The 13,783-nt window shown below is 66.9% G+C and carries 14 protein-coding genes; 5 read left to right on the top strand and 9 right to left on the bottom strand.

What is annotated here, in order from left to right; all coding sequences use genetic code 11:
* From OVY01_RS04970 to OVY01_RS04960, 3 genes are all read left to right on the top strand, one after another.
* On the top strand, nt 1–1,131 hold the full coding sequence (locus OVY01_RS04970) for a phosphotriesterase family protein (RefSeq protein ID WP_267846103.1): 1,131 nt from the start codon (nt 1–3) through the stop codon (nt 1,129–1,131).
* A 68-nt stretch (nt 1,132–1,199) separates the two neighbouring features.
* Nucleotides 1,200–1,955: a glutamine amidotransferase gene (locus tag OVY01_RS04965; RefSeq protein WP_267846100.1), complete on the top strand. Its 756-nt coding sequence runs from the start codon at nt 1,200–1,202 to the stop codon at nt 1,953–1,955.
* 11 nt (nt 1,956–1,966) lie between these two features.
* A complete protein-coding gene (locus OVY01_RS04960) occupies nt 1,967–3,112 on the top strand; it encodes a M20 family metallopeptidase (RefSeq protein WP_267846099.1) in 1,146 nt (381 codons plus the stop codon).
* A gap of 92 nt (nt 3,113–3,204) precedes the next feature.
* Here OVY01_RS04960 and OVY01_RS04955 read toward each other — a convergent pair whose 3' ends face one another.
* The 5 genes from OVY01_RS04955 to OVY01_RS04935 all read right to left on the bottom strand — a co-directional run bounded on the left by OVY01_RS04955 (nt 3,205) and on the right by OVY01_RS04935 (nt 8,124).
* Nucleotides 3,205–4,050, bottom strand: a complete 846-nt coding sequence (locus OVY01_RS04955) for a DeoR/GlpR family DNA-binding transcription regulator (protein ID WP_267846098.1) — start codon at nt 4,048–4,050, stop codon at nt 3,205–3,207.
* Nucleotides 4,051–4,256: 206 nt separating this feature from the next.
* Nucleotides 4,257–5,420, bottom strand: a complete 1,164-nt coding sequence (locus OVY01_RS04950) for an MFS transporter (protein ID WP_267846096.1) — start codon at nt 5,418–5,420, stop codon at nt 4,257–4,259.
* 79 nt (nt 5,421–5,499) lie between these two features.
* The gene (ssuB, locus tag OVY01_RS04945) at nt 5,500–6,354 is read right to left on the bottom strand and encodes an aliphatic sulfonates ABC transporter ATP-binding protein (RefSeq protein WP_267846094.1); all 855 of its coding nucleotides are present in this window, start codon (nt 6,352–6,354) and stop codon (nt 5,500–5,502) included.
* Nucleotides 6,351–7,142 (bottom strand): aliphatic sulfonate ABC transporter permease SsuC, encoded by a 792-nt coding sequence (gene ssuC / locus OVY01_RS04940; RefSeq protein ID WP_267846093.1) that lies wholly within the window; start codon nt 7,140–7,142, stop codon nt 6,351–6,353. The genes ssuB and ssuC overlap by 4 nt, the downstream gene beginning before the upstream one ends.
* A 13-nt stretch (nt 7,143–7,155) precedes the next feature.
* Entirely contained in the window at nt 7,156–8,124 is a 969-nt protein-coding gene (locus OVY01_RS04935; protein ID WP_267846091.1) for a sulfonate ABC transporter substrate-binding protein, read from the bottom strand.
* A gap of 350 nt (nt 8,125–8,474) precedes the next feature.
* On the opposite strand from OVY01_RS04935, the gene OVY01_RS04930 reads away from it, so the two are divergent.
* The gene (locus OVY01_RS04930; protein WP_267847670.1) at nt 8,475–9,365 is read left to right on the top strand and encodes an ABC transporter substrate-binding protein; all 891 of its coding nucleotides are present in this window, start codon (nt 8,475–8,477) and stop codon (nt 9,363–9,365) included.
* A 28-nt stretch (nt 9,366–9,393) separates the two neighbouring features.
* Here OVY01_RS04930 and OVY01_RS04925 read toward each other — a convergent pair whose 3' ends face one another.
* Nucleotides 9,394–9,588 carry a hypothetical protein gene (locus OVY01_RS04925; RefSeq protein ID WP_267846090.1) on the bottom strand — a complete coding sequence of 65 codons (195 nt, stop codon included), beginning with the start codon at nt 9,586–9,588 and terminating at the stop codon, nt 9,394–9,396.
* A 202-nt stretch (nt 9,589–9,790) separates the two neighbouring features.
* Between OVY01_RS04925 and OVY01_RS04920 the strand changes: the two genes are divergently transcribed.
* Nucleotides 9,791–10,624, top strand: coding sequence for an alpha/beta fold hydrolase (locus OVY01_RS04920; protein ID WP_267846089.1), 834 nt, complete (start codon nt 9,791–9,793; stop codon nt 10,622–10,624).
* Nucleotides 10,625–10,669: 45 nt separating this feature from the next.
* Here the strand turns inward: OVY01_RS04920 and dgoD are convergent, their stop codons facing one another.
* The 3 genes from dgoD to ssuD form a co-directional block, all read right to left on the bottom strand.
* Complete coding sequence (dgoD, locus tag OVY01_RS04915; RefSeq protein WP_267846088.1) at nt 10,670–11,818, bottom strand: galactonate dehydratase; 1,149 nt, start codon at nt 11,816–11,818, stop codon at nt 10,670–10,672.
* Nucleotides 11,819–11,858: 40 nt separating this feature from the next.
* A complete protein-coding gene (locus OVY01_RS04910) occupies nt 11,859–12,407 on the bottom strand; it encodes an SDR family oxidoreductase (RefSeq protein WP_267846085.1) in 549 nt (182 codons plus the stop codon).
* Between the two features lie 173 nt (nt 12,408–12,580).
* Entirely contained in the window at nt 12,581–13,729 is a 1,149-nt protein-coding gene (ssuD, locus tag OVY01_RS04905; RefSeq protein ID WP_267846083.1) for an FMNH2-dependent alkanesulfonate monooxygenase, read from the bottom strand.
* Nucleotides 13,730–13,783 lie beyond the last annotated feature (54 nt).

Raw genomic sequence — 13,783 nt, 5'->3', positions numbered from 1 at the left:
ATGACCTCTCTCTTTCAGCCCTTCCCTTCCGGTGGTCCGGCCATCGGCGTGGAAAGCGGGCAGGTCATGACCGTCACGGGTCCCATTCCGGTCGAGAAAATGGGCGTGACGCTGATGCACGAGCACATCCTGGTGGATGCCTCGGGCAAGTGGGTGCCGCCCAGTTGTTGCGGCGAGCGCGATATCGCCGAACAAAAGGTCCACATCGGCATTCTCGGTGCGCTGCGGATGAATCCGCTGATGAATCTGGATAACTGCAGGTTGTTCGATCCCGAAGTGGCGATCGAGGAGTTGATGATCTACCGCGGTCTGGGCGGCGAAACCGTGGTCGACCCGACCAATCTCGGAATTGGACGCGACCCCGCCGCGCTGCAGATGATTTCACGTCGTACCGGATTGAACATCGTCATGTCCACCGGTTTTTATCTCGAGCCGTCGCATCCTTTTTACGTCGACGAAAAATCGGTGGAGGCCCTGGCCGATCAGCTGATCTTCGACGTTGGCGGCGCAGATGAACGGCCCGAGGTACTGGCGGGTCTCATCGGCGAAATCGGCGTCTCGGCGGCATTTACCGCGAACGAAGAAAAATCCCTGCGCGCGGCGGCGCGCGCGAGCGCGGCAACCCGGGTGCCGCTTTCCGTCCATCTTCCGGGCTGGGTTCGTCACGGCCACCGGGTGCTGGATATCGTGGAACGCGAAGGGGCGGACCTCCGGCATACGGTGCTCTGTCACATGAACCCCAGTTTGCGCGATCACGCCTACCAGCACAGCCTGGCCGAGCGGGGTGCATGGCTCGAATACGACATGATCGGCATGGACTACTACTATGCCGACGAAGATGCCCAGTCGCCATCGGACGAGGAAAACGCCCGCGCGATCGTCGCGTTGATCGACGCGGGATTCATCGGGAACCTGCTGCTGTCGCAGGACGTCTTTCTGAAAACGATGCTGACCCGGTTCGGTGGTCACGGGTATGGCTACATTCTCAAGCATTTCGTGCCCCGGCTACGGCGCCTGGGGGTCACGGGCGCTCAACTGGAGACATTGCTGGTGGTCAATCCCCAGCGCGTCTTCAGCGCCCGACGCCCAGGCGCACTCGTGAACACCGCTCGCAGGCAATCTGCTCCGTAAGATTTGTAAACCGGTTCACTGCCGTCCCGTCGGACGCGTCGAACCGCTCGCGATACAGGAGAAGTGGCATGACACGTCGTTCCGTATTACTCGCCGGCGAAAGCTGGACCAGTACCGCCACGCACATCAAGGGATTCGATCAGTTTCCCACCGTGACCTATCACAATGGCGCGAAGACATTCCTGGCGGCCGTCAAGGACAGCCCCTACGACGTGCAGCACATGCCCAGTCATGAGGCGCAGGAGGACTTTCCGACCACGCTCGAAGGCCTGCTGCGGTACGACGCGATCATCCTGTCGGACATCGGCGCCAACACGTTGCTGCTGCATCCCGATACGTGGGCGAAAAGCGCGCGCACGCCGAATCGACTGAAACTGCTGCGCGAATACGTTGCGGCGGGCAAGGGTCTGATGATGATCGGCGGTTATCTCAGTTTCCAGGGAATCAATGGGGTGGCCCGGTACCGCAACACGCCCGTCGAAGAGGTGTTACCGGTGCGCTGCCTCCCCTACGACGACCGGTGCGAAGTGCCGGAAGGATTCACGCCGGAGCTGGTGGCCGATCATCCCATCACGGCCAACCTCGGCAGCGCCTGGCCGCATCTGCTCGGCTACAACGAGGTCGAGGTCAAGCCCGGCGCGACGGTGATTGCGCGGGTGCCGGAGACGGGACACCCGCTGCTGGTCGCCGGGACCCATGGCAAGGGCAGAACGCTTGCCTGGACGAGCGACATTTCGCACCACTGGCTGCCCCCGGAGTTCTCCGACTGGGAAGGCAACGCGACGCTCTGGCTGAACTGCCTCTCCTGGCTCACGTCGCAGTAGGCGAACGCATCATGCCCATCGTCGATCCCGTCGCCCTGACGCAAAGCCTGGTGACATTCAACTCGGTCAATCCGCCCGGTGATGAAGAGGCATGCGCGCGGTTCCTGAAAACCGTGCTCGATGAACTGGGGTTTCAGACCGTCCTGCATCGTTTCGGCGCGCGTCGCTTCAACCTCGTCGCCACGCTCGCCGGCAGGAGGGGCGACGCCGCAAACGGGGACGCGAACGCTCCTCTGGGGTTCACGGGGCACCTGGACACCGTGCCGCTCGGCAATGCCGACTGGACGCAGGATCCGCACGGAGGACGGATCGTCGACGGACGTCTGTATGGCCGTGGCACGAGCGACATGAAGGCGGGCATCGCGAGCTTCATCGCCGCCTGCGCGCCGATGATGGATGCCTTGCGTGACGGCAGCGGCTTGCAGCTCATCCTCACGGGGGGCGAGGAAACCGGATGCGATGGCGCGAAGGCGCTGCGGGCGGAGCAGCCGGCGCTGCTGAAGCAGCTGGGCGCCCTGATCGTCGGCGAGCCCACGGAGAACCGCGTCGTCATCGGACATAAAGGCGCGCTGTGGCTGAAGGCCGTCGCGCGTGGCGTGACCGCGCACGGCGCGATGCCGCAGGAAGGCGTCAACGCCATCTACGGCGCGGCCCGTGCCATCACCCGCATTCAAACTTTCGAGATGGGGGAGCCGCATCCGCGGATGGGCGCGCCCACGCTCAATGTCGGCACGGTCGCCGGCGGGTTGAACATCAATTCGGTGCCCGACCACGCGGAGTTTTCCATCGACATGCGGACCGTGCCGGGCATCGATCATGCGTGCCTGACGACGCGACTGCACCATCACATCGGCGACGTCGCGCTGTCGCCCATCATCGATCTGCCCTCTGTCTATTCCGATCCGGAACAGTCCTGGGTCGCGCGAATGACCGCCCTCGCCGAAGACCTCGTCGGGCCGTCGGGCCCGGTACGCACGGTCCAGTATTTTACCGATGCCGCCGTACTGCAACCCGCCTGCGGGTATCCGCCGACGATCATCGTGGGGCCGGGAGAGTCCACGATGGCGCACAAAACGGACGAATACTGCCGCGTCGACCGTCTTCACCAGGCGGTGAGTCTGTATGGCGCGATCCTCGCCGACTGGGTACAGCAGTGAGATAAGACCGGGGGCGGCGCGGCGCGGGGCGCATCGGCGCATGCTGGCGTGCCCCGCGCCCCATGCCCCGTGCGGCTGGGCACGACCCAGGTTCAGCGGCCCGTCCCCGCTCTGGCCGGAGCGCCCTCGGCGAGCGCGGCCAGCATCAGTTCCATCCCCTGCTTGCGGATGCCATCGGCGGCGGCCGCACCCAGATCGGTGTCGCTGATGATCGTGTCGAACTGGTCGAGGCCCGCGATGCGGTACATGCTGAAGGTACCGTACTTGGTGCTGCTGGCGACCAGCACGCTCTGCGACGCGGAGTGCATCGCCACCTGCTTCACCTCCACCTTGAGCGCCGACGGCGTGGTGATGCCGCGATGCAGATCCCAGGAACTGGTCGACATGAAGGCGATGTCGGTGGCGATCTGGCGCAGCGTCGCGACGGCCAGGCCCCCGACGCACGAGCGGTTCGGGTGGTCGAGCAGGCCGCCGGTGTGAATGACGTTCACGTGGGTCGCGTCGGCCAGCGACTGAACGATCCCGAAATCATTGGTGACCACGGTCATGCCCGCCAGCGCCGTGATGTAGCGCACGATTTCAAGCGTGCTGGTGCCCGCGTCCAGATAAACCGTCATGTCGGGCCGCAGCAGCCCGGCGGCGAGACGCGCCATCGCCTGCTTCTGCGGCAACTCGGCCACGGCCTTGAGCCGGTGGCTCGGCTCGCTGTGCACCTGGCTGGCGATGCGCACGCCGCCCGTCACCGAATAGGCCCGTCCCTCTTGTTCGAGCAGGGCGATGTCGCGGCGCACGGTCATATGCGAACACCGGAACATGTCCACGAGCTGATGCACGCTCAATACCTGGTGCTTGCGGAGCTGACGCAACATCATCTCGCGGCGCTGATCCGGGATCATCGGCGTATCGCCGATCATGGCGATGTCCTCTTCGTTAGACATTCGGGTTCCTGGGCATCCATTGTTCGATCCACCATGCGTGCTGAATGCGCGCCGCCACGCGCGGCGGGGACGACGACCCGCGTCACATCACATCACATCACACGAGCATCACATCGCGCGCAGATAGTACATCTTAACCACGGGCGCCGATAGAAAGGAGGCAGCGTGCGGATGGTCGACCGCACCCGCCACCCCGGCCGCCGCGTTCAGATCCGCAGCAGCCGCGCGCTCGCCGCCACGCCGAGCAGCAGCGCGGCGACCCCGAACAGCGCGAAAGACAGGCTGGTGCCATGGGCCAGGAAACCGATCAAGGCCGGCCCGGCGAGGATGCCGGCATAGCCGAGCGTGCTGATCGCGGGCACCGCGATGTTCTCGGGCATCGTGGTCTGGCGGCCGCACAGCGAATACATGACGGGCACGATATTGGCGCAGCCGGCGCCCACCAGGGCGTATCCCGCGAGCGTGGCGGGCCAGCCGGGGACGGTGGTGGCGAGCGCCAGCCCTGCGGCCGCGAGCAGCGCGCCGCCGGCCACGACCGCGTGCTTGCCGAAACGGCTCACGACCGCATCGCCGGTCAGACGGCCGGCGGTCATGGTCGCCGCGAAGGCGACGTATCCCAGGCCCGCGTAGGCCGACGGCACCTGGCGCACGCTGCTCAGGAACACCGCGCTCCAGTCCAGCATGGCGCCTTCGGTGAGGAAGACGATGAAACAGAGCACGCCGATGAAGAGGACGATGCCGCGCGGCATCGCGAAAGCGGGACCGCTGCGCGCGCTGCCATAGTCCAGCGCCTGCGCCGCCGCCCGTACGGTGGCGATCGCGGCCAGGGCGCTCACGCACAGCGCGGCGCCCGGTGGCGGCACGCCGGCGCTGAGCAGCCCCGTCATCCCCGCGGCGCCGACGATCCCGCCCAGACTGTAAAGCCCATGAAAACCCGACATCATGGTTTTGCCACTGGCGCGCTCGACGATCACCGCCTGGATGTTCACCGTGCAGTCCAGACAACCGAGCGCGACGCCGAACAGAAACAGTGCGATGGCGAGCAGCGGCAGCACGGCGACGACGGCGAGCAGCGGCAGCATCGCGCACATCGCCAGCGCCGCGCAACCGATCACGCGGCGACACCCGAAGCGGCTCGCGAGCCCGCCCGCCACCGGCATCGCCAGGATCGAGCCCACGCCGATGCACAGCAGCAGCAGACCGAGGGCACCGTCATCCAGACCGGCGCGCGCCTTGGCGAACGGCACCAGCGGCGCCCAGGCGGAGACGCCGAAGCCGGCGACGAAAAAGGCGATGCGCGTCGAGAACTGCGCGGGCCGCCCCGGAACGGGGCGTGGCGGGGAGGGATTCGGAAGCTCGCGCGATACCATGCTGGCCGCCCTTTTGAAGGTGGATGACGGCGATCATTTTAACCACGCAGCGGAAAGACTCGTAAGAAACGCTTCCGCTTTACTTCGCCGCGGCCTGTCGCCAGCCGGTGTGGCGGACAACGGCGGTTTCCTTGCGCGGCGCCGGCTCGCGTTCCGGCGGTGCCATGACGCGGTCCAGAACGCTCGCTTCCAGCGCCGCCAGATCCGCGGACCCGCGCGGCCGCGGCCGCGGCAGGTCGACCAGCAGGTCCAGCCCGATGCGCCCCTCTTCCACCAGGATCACCCGGTCCGCCACCGCGACCGCCTCGCTCACGTCGTGCGTGACCAGCAGCACCGTGAAACCCTGTTCGCGCCAGAGTCGTTCGATCAGTTGCTGCATCTCGATGCGGGTCAGCGCATCCAGCGCGCCGAGCGGCTCGTCGAGCAGCAGCAGGCGCGGGCGGTGCACCAGCGCGCGCGCCAGCGCGACGCGCTGTTTCTGTCCCCCGGACAGCGCCGCCGGCCATTCGTTGGCGCGGTCCGCAAGCCCCACCGCCTCCAGCGCGTGCAGCGCCGCCTCGCGCCAGTTGCCCGACAGGCCCAGACCGACGTTGGCGATGACCCGCTTCCACGGCAGCAGGCGGGCGTCCTGGAACATCAGGCGGCTGTCCTGCCGCGCCGCGGCGAGCGACGCGCCGTCGGCGAGCAGCTGTCCGCCATAGGCGGCGTCCAGCCCGGCCAGCAGGCGCAGCAGGGTGCTCTTGCCGCAGCCGCTGCGTCCGACGATGGCGACGAACTGTCCGGCGGGCACCTGCAGATCGATATTGCGCAGGACGTGCCGCGCGCCGAAGCGCTTGTCGACGGCGTCCAGCGTCAGCGCGATGCCGCGTCCCGGGCCGGCGTGGGCGCCCGGGCGGTCCACGGAGGTCGCTGCTTCTCGATGATCGGATGTCATGCCAGCTCCAGACGCGGTTGGTAGGCCGGATGCCAGCGCAGGCACACCCGCTCCAGCAGCCGCGCGGCCAGGTCGGCCAGTTTGCCGAGTACGGCGTAGAGAAGGATCGCCAGCACCACGACATCGGTCTGCAGGAACTCGCGCGCGTTCATCGCGAGATAGCCGATGCCCGAACTGGCGGAAATGGTTTCCGCGACGATCAGGGTGAGCCACATCAGGCCCAGCGCGAAGCGCACGCCGACAAGGATCGACGGCAGGGCGCCGGGCAGGATGACCTGGACGAACAGCGGCAGGCCCGAGAGACCGTAGCTGCGCGCCATCTCGACGAGGTTCGCGTCGACGTTGCGGATGCCGTGATAGGTATTGAGATAGATCGGGAACACCGTGCCCAGCGCCACCAGGAAGATCTTGGCGCTTTCGTCGATGCCGAACCACAGGATGACCAGCGGAATGAGCGCCAGATGCGGCACGTTCCGGATCATCTGTACCGAGCTGTCGAGCAGGCGCTCGCCCCAGTGGGACAGGCCCGTGATGAAACCGAGCACCAGGCCGATGCCGCCGCCGATCGCGAAACCGACCCCGGCGCGCCAGGTGCTGATCGCCAGATGCTGCCAGATCTCGCCGCTGCGCACCAGCGCGACACCCGCGGCCAGCACGGCGCTGGGGGCGGGCAGTATCCGGTTCGACAGCCAGCCGACCTGCACGGCCAGTTGCCAGACCACCAGCAGGCCCACGGGCAGCACCCAGGGGGCGATGCGATAGGCGATGTCGTGAAATGTCTTTTTCATATTCCGGTCCTGGTTACTTCGCGGCCACGACGCCATTGCTGCCGCCCGGATGCCAGACCACGTCGTCGATGCGCAGTTTCCGGGGCACCAGCTTGAGCGCCGTGAAGGTGTCGGCAATGCCTTGCTGCGTGGCGACGACCTGCGGCGACAGCGTGGCCGCGCCATATCCCTGGCGCTGCACGGCAAGCAGGGTGATGTCCTCCGGCAATCCCAGCAACGGCGCGACTTGCTTCGTCACGGCCTCGGCATGGTCGTGCACGTCCACGTCCACCTTGCGGATTTCGTCGACGACGGCTTCCAGCACCTCGGGGTGGCGTTTCGTGTAGTCGCCCGTCGCGAGATAGAACTGGTGGTTGTCCACCAGGCCGGTGCCGTCGCGCAGCACGCGTGCGTGCAATTGTTTCTGGGCGGCGGCCAGGAACGGGTCCCAGATCGCCCATGCGGCAACGCTGCCCCGCTCGAATGCGGCGCGCGCATCGGCGGGCGCGAGATAGACCGGCTGGATGTCGCCATAGTCGAGTCCGGCTTCGCGCAGTGCGCGCACCAGCAGGTAATGCACGTTGGAGCCCTTGTTCAAGGCCACTTTCCTGCCCTTGAGGTCCTTGACGGAGTGGATCGTCGAGTCATGCTGAACGACGAGCGCCTCGCTCGTGGGCGCGGGCGGTTCATAGGCGACGTAGCGCAGGTCCGCGCCCGCGGCCTGCGCGAACACGGGCGGCGTCTCGCCGGTCACGCCGAAATCGACCGACCCGACGTTGAGCCCTTCGAGCAACTGCGGCCCTCCTGGAAACTCCGTCCATTGCACGGTGACGTGCTGCGGCGCGAGCCGTTTCTCGAGCGTGCCTCGGGCCTTGAGCAGCACCATCGTGCCGTACTTCTGATAACCGATGCGCAGCGTATCGGCACGGGCCGGGACGGCCGCGACGAGGGTCGCGACCGTCGTCAGCAACGCGGCGAAGCCACGCAAAGCAGTGCGAGCCATGCAGCTTTCTCCTGGAGTGCGGGGGCACCGATACGGGATGCGGCGCCCGGGAGGGTGTGAAAAGCGATCACCACAGGGGAAATCGTTCGCAGGCTGCCACTATGCGCAATCGGCCGGGAAAACGGAAAGAAGCATTCGCGCTTTACTCATTCCATTTGGAGAGAAGCCGCAGACGCCTTCGGCGAAGACGTGCGATGTGACGCCCGGGCATAAGCAAATCGCGAATCGTCGTTTCGCCATCGCGGCCCTTGCCCCTACAGTGGCGCTTTCATGCCGAACTTCTGGAGAACGTCTTGTCGTCTCGTTTTTTCCGGGCCATCTGCGGGCTCTTGTGCATCGCCCTGTGCGGCATGGGCGGCATCGCAGACGCCGCGCCGCTGACCCTGCGCATCGCCGATCAGAAAGGCAACATGCGCGCGCAGCTGGAAGCCGCGAACGCATTGCAGAACCTGCCGTACAGGATCGAATGGTCGGAATTCCCCGCCGCGGCGCCGCTCGCGGAGGCGTTGAATGCCGGTGCCGTCGACGCCGGCATCATCGGTGATGCGCCCTTGTTGTTCTCGATCGCGGCCGGCTCGCAGGTCAAGGCGATCGCCGTCGACCGGTCGGATCCCTATGGAACCGCCGTGCTCGTCAGACAGGGGTCGCCGCTGAAGACCGCGGCCGATCTGAAAGGCCGCAGCATCGCCACCGGCAAGGGCTCGATCGGCCATTACGTCGCCCTGAAGGCCTTGCAGTCGGCGGGATTGCGCAGCGAGGACGTGCATTTCCGCTTCCTCGCGCCGGCCGATGCGCGCATGGCGCTGGCCAGCGGCGACGTCGACGCCTGGGCCACCTGGGAACCCTATACCGCGCTGGCGGAAACCGTGGATCACGCGCGGGTGCTCGTCAGCGGCCGCGGATTGTGGGCGGGGAACTCGTTCCTGGCCGCCACCCACGCCGCCCTGGCCGACCCGGCACGCCGGCGCGCGCTGCAGGACTATCTCGACCGGCTCGCCGCCTCGCAGATCTGGGCGTACCGGCACCTGGACGACTATTCGCGCCATCTCGCGCAGATCATGGGTTTTCCGGAAAACGTCGCGCGGCTGCAGTTCGAGCGGCGGCATCTGCGCTGGGAGGCGCTATCGGATCAGGCGGTCACGGAACAGCAGGCCACGGCGGATTTTTATCGACAGAGCGGCCTGCTGCCGAAAGCGCTGGATGTGAAGCCGACCTTCGATCGCGGTTTCACGGTGCACTGACGGCGCGCCAGCGGCGTGCGTGCCGGATCTACTGCGGCGGCGCACCAACGCCGGATTTTCCCAGACGCGTCGGCAGATTGCGCTGCCGTACGCGCCGGTCCCGCGCGGCGGCGCGTCCGCGCGGCGTGATCATCGTCAGCGCGAAATAGCCGATCGAGCCGATGCACACCGCGCCCCCGATGACTAGCAGGTACGCACACGCCCACTCCAGTGTCTCTCGCATGATTCTTGTGGTTATTTGTTAGGCCCGACATGTCGGACACGCGCCCGTCGCGTGAACGCACTATAGGACGGATGCCGCCCGCCGTTCCGTGCGGTGTCGCGCGTTGCGCCGGAAAACCACACCGGTACGGGTGCGGCACGCCGGGCGACGTGGTACGCCGGTTGCTTGCCAACGCCTACCCATTTCCTCGAAGGAGACAGACATGCCCAAGATCGACATCGACGCGCCCGGCAAGGAAGCCGTTGAGCTTCACTATGAGGACTACGGCAGCGGCAAGCCGGTGGTGCTGATCCACGGCTGGCCGTTGAGCGGCCGCTCCTGGGAAGCCCAGGTACCCGCGCTCGTCGGCGCGGGCCATCGTGTGATCACCTACGACCGGCGGGGTTTTGGCGCATCGTCGCAGCCCTGGTCCGGGTACGACTACGATACGTTCGCCGCCGATCTGCATGCGCTGGTGACGCATCTCGATCTCCACGACGCAACCCTCGTCGGTTTTTCGATGGGCGGCGGCGAAGTGGCGCGCTATATCGCCACCTATGGCACCGAACGGGTCGCGAAGGCGGTCTTCGCCGCCGCCGTGCCGCCCTACCTGTACAAAAGCGCCGACAACCCCGAAGGCGGCCTGGACGACGCCGCCATCGCCCAGTTCGAGAGCGGCGTGACGGGCGACCGGCTGGCGTTTCTGGAGGCGTTCAGCAAGGCGTTTTTCAGCGTCGACGGCGCGTTGCTGGTCAGCGAGGCGCAGCGCGCCCATGCCTGTCAGGTCGCCGCGTTCGCCTCGCCCAAAGGCACGCTGGACTGCATCGGCGCGTTTGCCCGCACCGATTTCCGTCAGGATCTCGCCAAGATCGCGATTCCGACGCTCATCATCCACGGCGATTCCGACGGCACGGTGCCGCTGGGGGTCAGCGGCGCGCGTACCCACAAGGCGATTCTGGGCAGCACGCTGGCGGTCATCGCCGGCGCGCCGCACGGCCTGAATCTCTCGCACCCGAAGGAATTCAACGCCCATCTGCTGCGCTTCCTCGCCACCTGATCCGCGGGATGCACCGAAGCGGCACGGCAGACCGGCCGCCCGGCATCACCATTCGGCGAAACTGCCGTCCCGATGCCGCCAGACCGGGTTGCGCCAGCGGTGCCCGATCGCGGCCTGTTCCCGCACGTAGGCCTCATTGATCTCGATGCCCAGCCCCGGCCCTTGCGGTATCTGCACGAATCCCTCCCGGTACGCGAAAACGCTCGGGTCCGACAGATAATCCAGCAGGTCGTTGCGTTCGTTGTAGTGAATGCCCAGGCTCTGTTCCTGGATAAAGGCGTTGTACGCCACCGCATCCACCTGCAGACACGCCGCCAGCGCGATGGGACCGAGCGGACAATGCAGCGCGAGGGCGACATCGTAGGCCTCGGCCATCGCCGCGATCTTCACCACCTCGGTGATGCCGCCCGCATGCGAGACGTCCGGCTGAATGATGTCGACATAGCCCTCGGACAGGATGCGCTTGAAATCCCAGCGCGAATAGAGCCGTTCGCCCAGCGCGATCGGCGCGGAACTCAGCGGCGCGAGTTCCTTCAAGGCTTCGTAATGTTCGCTGAGCACCGGCTCCTCGATGAACATCGGCTTGAACGGCTCCAGTTCCTTGATCAGGATCTTGGCCATCGGCTTGTGCACCCGACCATGAAAATCGACGCCGATGCCGATCTCCGGACCGACCGCGTCGCGTACCGCCGCCACGTTCTCCAGCACGCGCGACACCTTCGCGTGACTGTCGACGAACTGCATCTCGTCGCTGCCGTTCATCTTGATCGCCGTGAAGCCGCGGGCCACCGCCGCGCGCGCGCCCGCGGCGGTGTCGGCGGGACGGTCGCCGCCGATCCAGGAATACACGCGGATGCGCTCGCGCAGCGGCCCGCCCAGCAACTCGTGCACCGGCACCCCGAGCGCGCGCCCCTTGATATCCCACAATGCCTGATCGATGCCGGCGAGCGCGCTCATGTGCACCGCCCCGCCCCGGTAGAAACCGCCGCGGTACAGCACCGTCCAGTGGTCCTGAACGTGGCGCGGATCCTTGCCGATCAGATAGTCGGCAAGCTCCTCGACGGCCGCGGCCACGGTGTGCGCACGGCCCTCGACGATCGGCTCGCCCCAGCCGCTGATGCCTTCATCGGTTTCCACCTTGACGAACAGCCAGCGTGGCGGCACGACGAAGGTGGTCAGTTTGGTGATTTTCATATCGGTTCGAAGGGTGAGGTGGACTTATAGGGTTACGTGTCTAGAGGGCGGCATGGTAGAGCACCGAACGGCCGCCATCCACGGTGATGCAGCTCGCGTTGATGAACGGCGCCTCGTCGGACGACAGGAACACCGCGGTCATCGCCACCTCCTCCGGCCGGCCGATCCGCTTCATCGGCGACAACGCCAGGGTGGCCGCGCGGGCGGCGGCGGGATCGGCCGCGCGGTTCCACTCGTCGTGCGCCAGCTGCGTCTCGATATAGCCCGGCGCGATCGCGTTGACGCGGACGTTGCGCGCCGCGTACTCGATGCCGGGCGCCCGGGTGAGGCCGATGACCCCGTGCTTGGCGACCGGATACGGAAAACACCCGGGAATGATCTGGAAGCTGTGCGTGGAAGCGATGTTCACGATACTGCCGCGCCCCTGCGCCGCCATGTCCGGCAGCACCGCGCGACAGCCATGCCAAACGCCGTCGCGGTCCACCGCGAAGCAGGCACGCCAGTCGCGGGCGAATGCGCGTGCGATGGCCGCGCCGATGCCGCGGCCCGCACCGGTAATCACGGCGACCTTGTTTTCCAGCCGGCCCATCGTTGCTCCTCGGTGGCGGTGACCGCCCATCCTACCGGCACGAGGGGATCGCAGGCAATGGTGGCAATCCCGAGGATCGGGACGCCGGCAGCGTCGGTCGCACCCCGTGCGGCAACACGGGGGCGAGCGCGGCGGCCGGGAACCGCGGCACTGACGGCAGCCGCCGCGCGCGGTCAGCCTTGCGCGGCGCGCGGCAGATAGGAGGTGCCGACGACTTCACCGAACGGCCCCGACAGCGGACCGGTCGCGCCCGCGCGTTGCGCCCGCGGCAGCAGCGGAAAAACCAGTTCCGCGAAACGGTACGACTCCTCCAGATGCGGGTAGCCCGAGAGAATGAAGGTATCGATGCCGAGCGCCGCGTATTCCTTCATCAGTCCGGCGACCTGCTCGGGGTTGCCGACCAGCGCGGTGCCCGCCCCGCCCCGCACCAGACCGACGCCGGCCCACAGATGCGGATAGATCTGCAGCTTGTCGCGCCGTCCGCCATGCAGCGCCGCCATGCGCCGCTGCCCCTCGGAGTCCATTTTCGCGAAGGAGGCCTGCGCGCGTTCGATGGTCTCGTCGTCGAGCTTGCTGATCAGCCGGTCGGCATCGGCCCAGGCTTCCTCCTCGGTTTCCCGCACGATGACGTGCAGCCGGATGCCGAACCTGATCCTGCGGCCCTTGTCGGCGGCGCGCCGGCGGATATCGGCGATCTTCCTTTCGACTTCCGCCGGTGCTTCGCCCCAGGTCAGATAGGTATCGATATGGTCCGCGGCGATCGCATGCGCGGCCGGGGACGAACCGCCGAACCACAGCGGCGGGTGGCCTGCCTGTACCGGCGGATACAGGATCTTGCCACCGCGGCTTTGCAGATGACGGCCCTCGAAATCGATCGTCCCGCCGGTATGCGAGGCTTCGAGCAGACGGCGCCAGATGTGCAGGAATTCGTCGGTGACCTCGTACCGCGTTTCGTGATCGTTGAAGACGCCGTCGCCCGCCAGCTCGACCGGGTCCCCGCCCGTGACCACGTTGATCAGCAGACGACCGCCCGAGAGGCGGTCGAACGTCGCCGCCATGCGCGCCGACAGGGCCGGCGACGACAGACCCGGGCGCACCGCCACCAGGAACTTCAGCCGCTTCGTGGACGAAATCAGGCTCGACGCGACCACCCACGCATCCTCGCAGGACCGGCCCGTGGGCAGCAGCACGCCTTCATAACCCAGCGAATCGGCGGCCTGCGCGATCTGCCGGAAATAATCGAAATCCGCGGCACGCGCGCCTTGCGTGGTACCGAGGTAGCGGCTGTCGCCATGCGTCGGAATGAACCAGAAAACATCCATCGTGAACTCCTTGCCCGTCGGCGCGCCTCGCGCCCATGAAAATCGCCGACGCGG

Origin of the sequence: Robbsia betulipollinis (genome assembly GCF_026624755.1) — a bacterium.
In the GTDB taxonomy this organism is placed as follows: Bacteria; Pseudomonadota; Gammaproteobacteria; order Burkholderiales; family Burkholderiaceae; genus Robbsia; species Robbsia betulipollinis.
Note: the sequence above shows the minus strand (reverse complement) of the source record. Positions and strands in the feature narration are given on the sequence as shown.

What these genes read in the sequence shown, in the direction of transcription:
- OVY01_RS04950 (WP_267846096.1), bottom strand. Translation starts at nt 5,420, where the DNA reads ATGGTATCGCGCGAGCTTCCGAATCCCTCCCCGCCACGCCCCGTTCCG.
- OVY01_RS04955 (WP_267846098.1), bottom strand. Translation starts at nt 4,050, where the DNA reads ATGTCTAACGAAGAGGACATCGCCATGATCGGCGATACGCCGATGATC.
- OVY01_RS04960 (WP_267846099.1), top strand. Translation starts at nt 1,967, where the DNA reads ATGCCCATCGTCGATCCCGTCGCCCTGACGCAAAGCCTGGTGACATTC.
- ssuB (WP_267846094.1), bottom strand. Translation starts at nt 6,354, where the DNA reads ATGACATCCGATCATCGAGAAGCAGCGACCTCCGTGGACCGCCCGGGC.
- OVY01_RS04965 (WP_267846100.1), top strand. Translation starts at nt 1,200, where the DNA reads ATGACACGTCGTTCCGTATTACTCGCCGGCGAAAGCTGGACCAGTACC.
- dgoD (WP_267846088.1), bottom strand. Translation starts at nt 11,818, where the DNA reads ATGAAAATCACCAAACTGACCACCTTCGTCGTGCCGCCACGCTGGCTG.
- OVY01_RS04970 (WP_267846103.1), top strand. Translation starts at nt 1, where the DNA reads ATGACCTCTCTCTTTCAGCCCTTCCCTTCCGGTGGTCCGGCCATCGGC.
- OVY01_RS04910 (WP_267846085.1), bottom strand. Translation starts at nt 12,407, where the DNA reads ATGGGCCGGCTGGAAAACAAGGTCGCCGTGATTACCGGTGCGGGCCGC.
- OVY01_RS04930 (WP_267847670.1), top strand. Translation starts at nt 8,475, where the DNA reads ATGGGCGGCATCGCAGACGCCGCGCCGCTGACCCTGCGCATCGCCGAT.
- OVY01_RS04925 (WP_267846090.1), bottom strand. Translation starts at nt 9,588, where the DNA reads ATGCGAGAGACACTGGAGTGGGCGTGTGCGTACCTGCTAGTCATCGGG.
- ssuD (WP_267846083.1), bottom strand. Translation starts at nt 13,729, where the DNA reads ATGGATGTTTTCTGGTTCATTCCGACGCATGGCGACAGCCGCTACCTC.
- OVY01_RS04935 (WP_267846091.1), bottom strand. Translation starts at nt 8,124, where the DNA reads ATGGCTCGCACTGCTTTGCGTGGCTTCGCCGCGTTGCTGACGACGGTC.
- OVY01_RS04920 (WP_267846089.1), top strand. Translation starts at nt 9,791, where the DNA reads ATGCCCAAGATCGACATCGACGCGCCCGGCAAGGAAGCCGTTGAGCTT.
- ssuC (WP_267846093.1), bottom strand. Translation starts at nt 7,142, where the DNA reads ATGAAAAAGACATTTCACGACATCGCCTATCGCATCGCCCCCTGGGTG.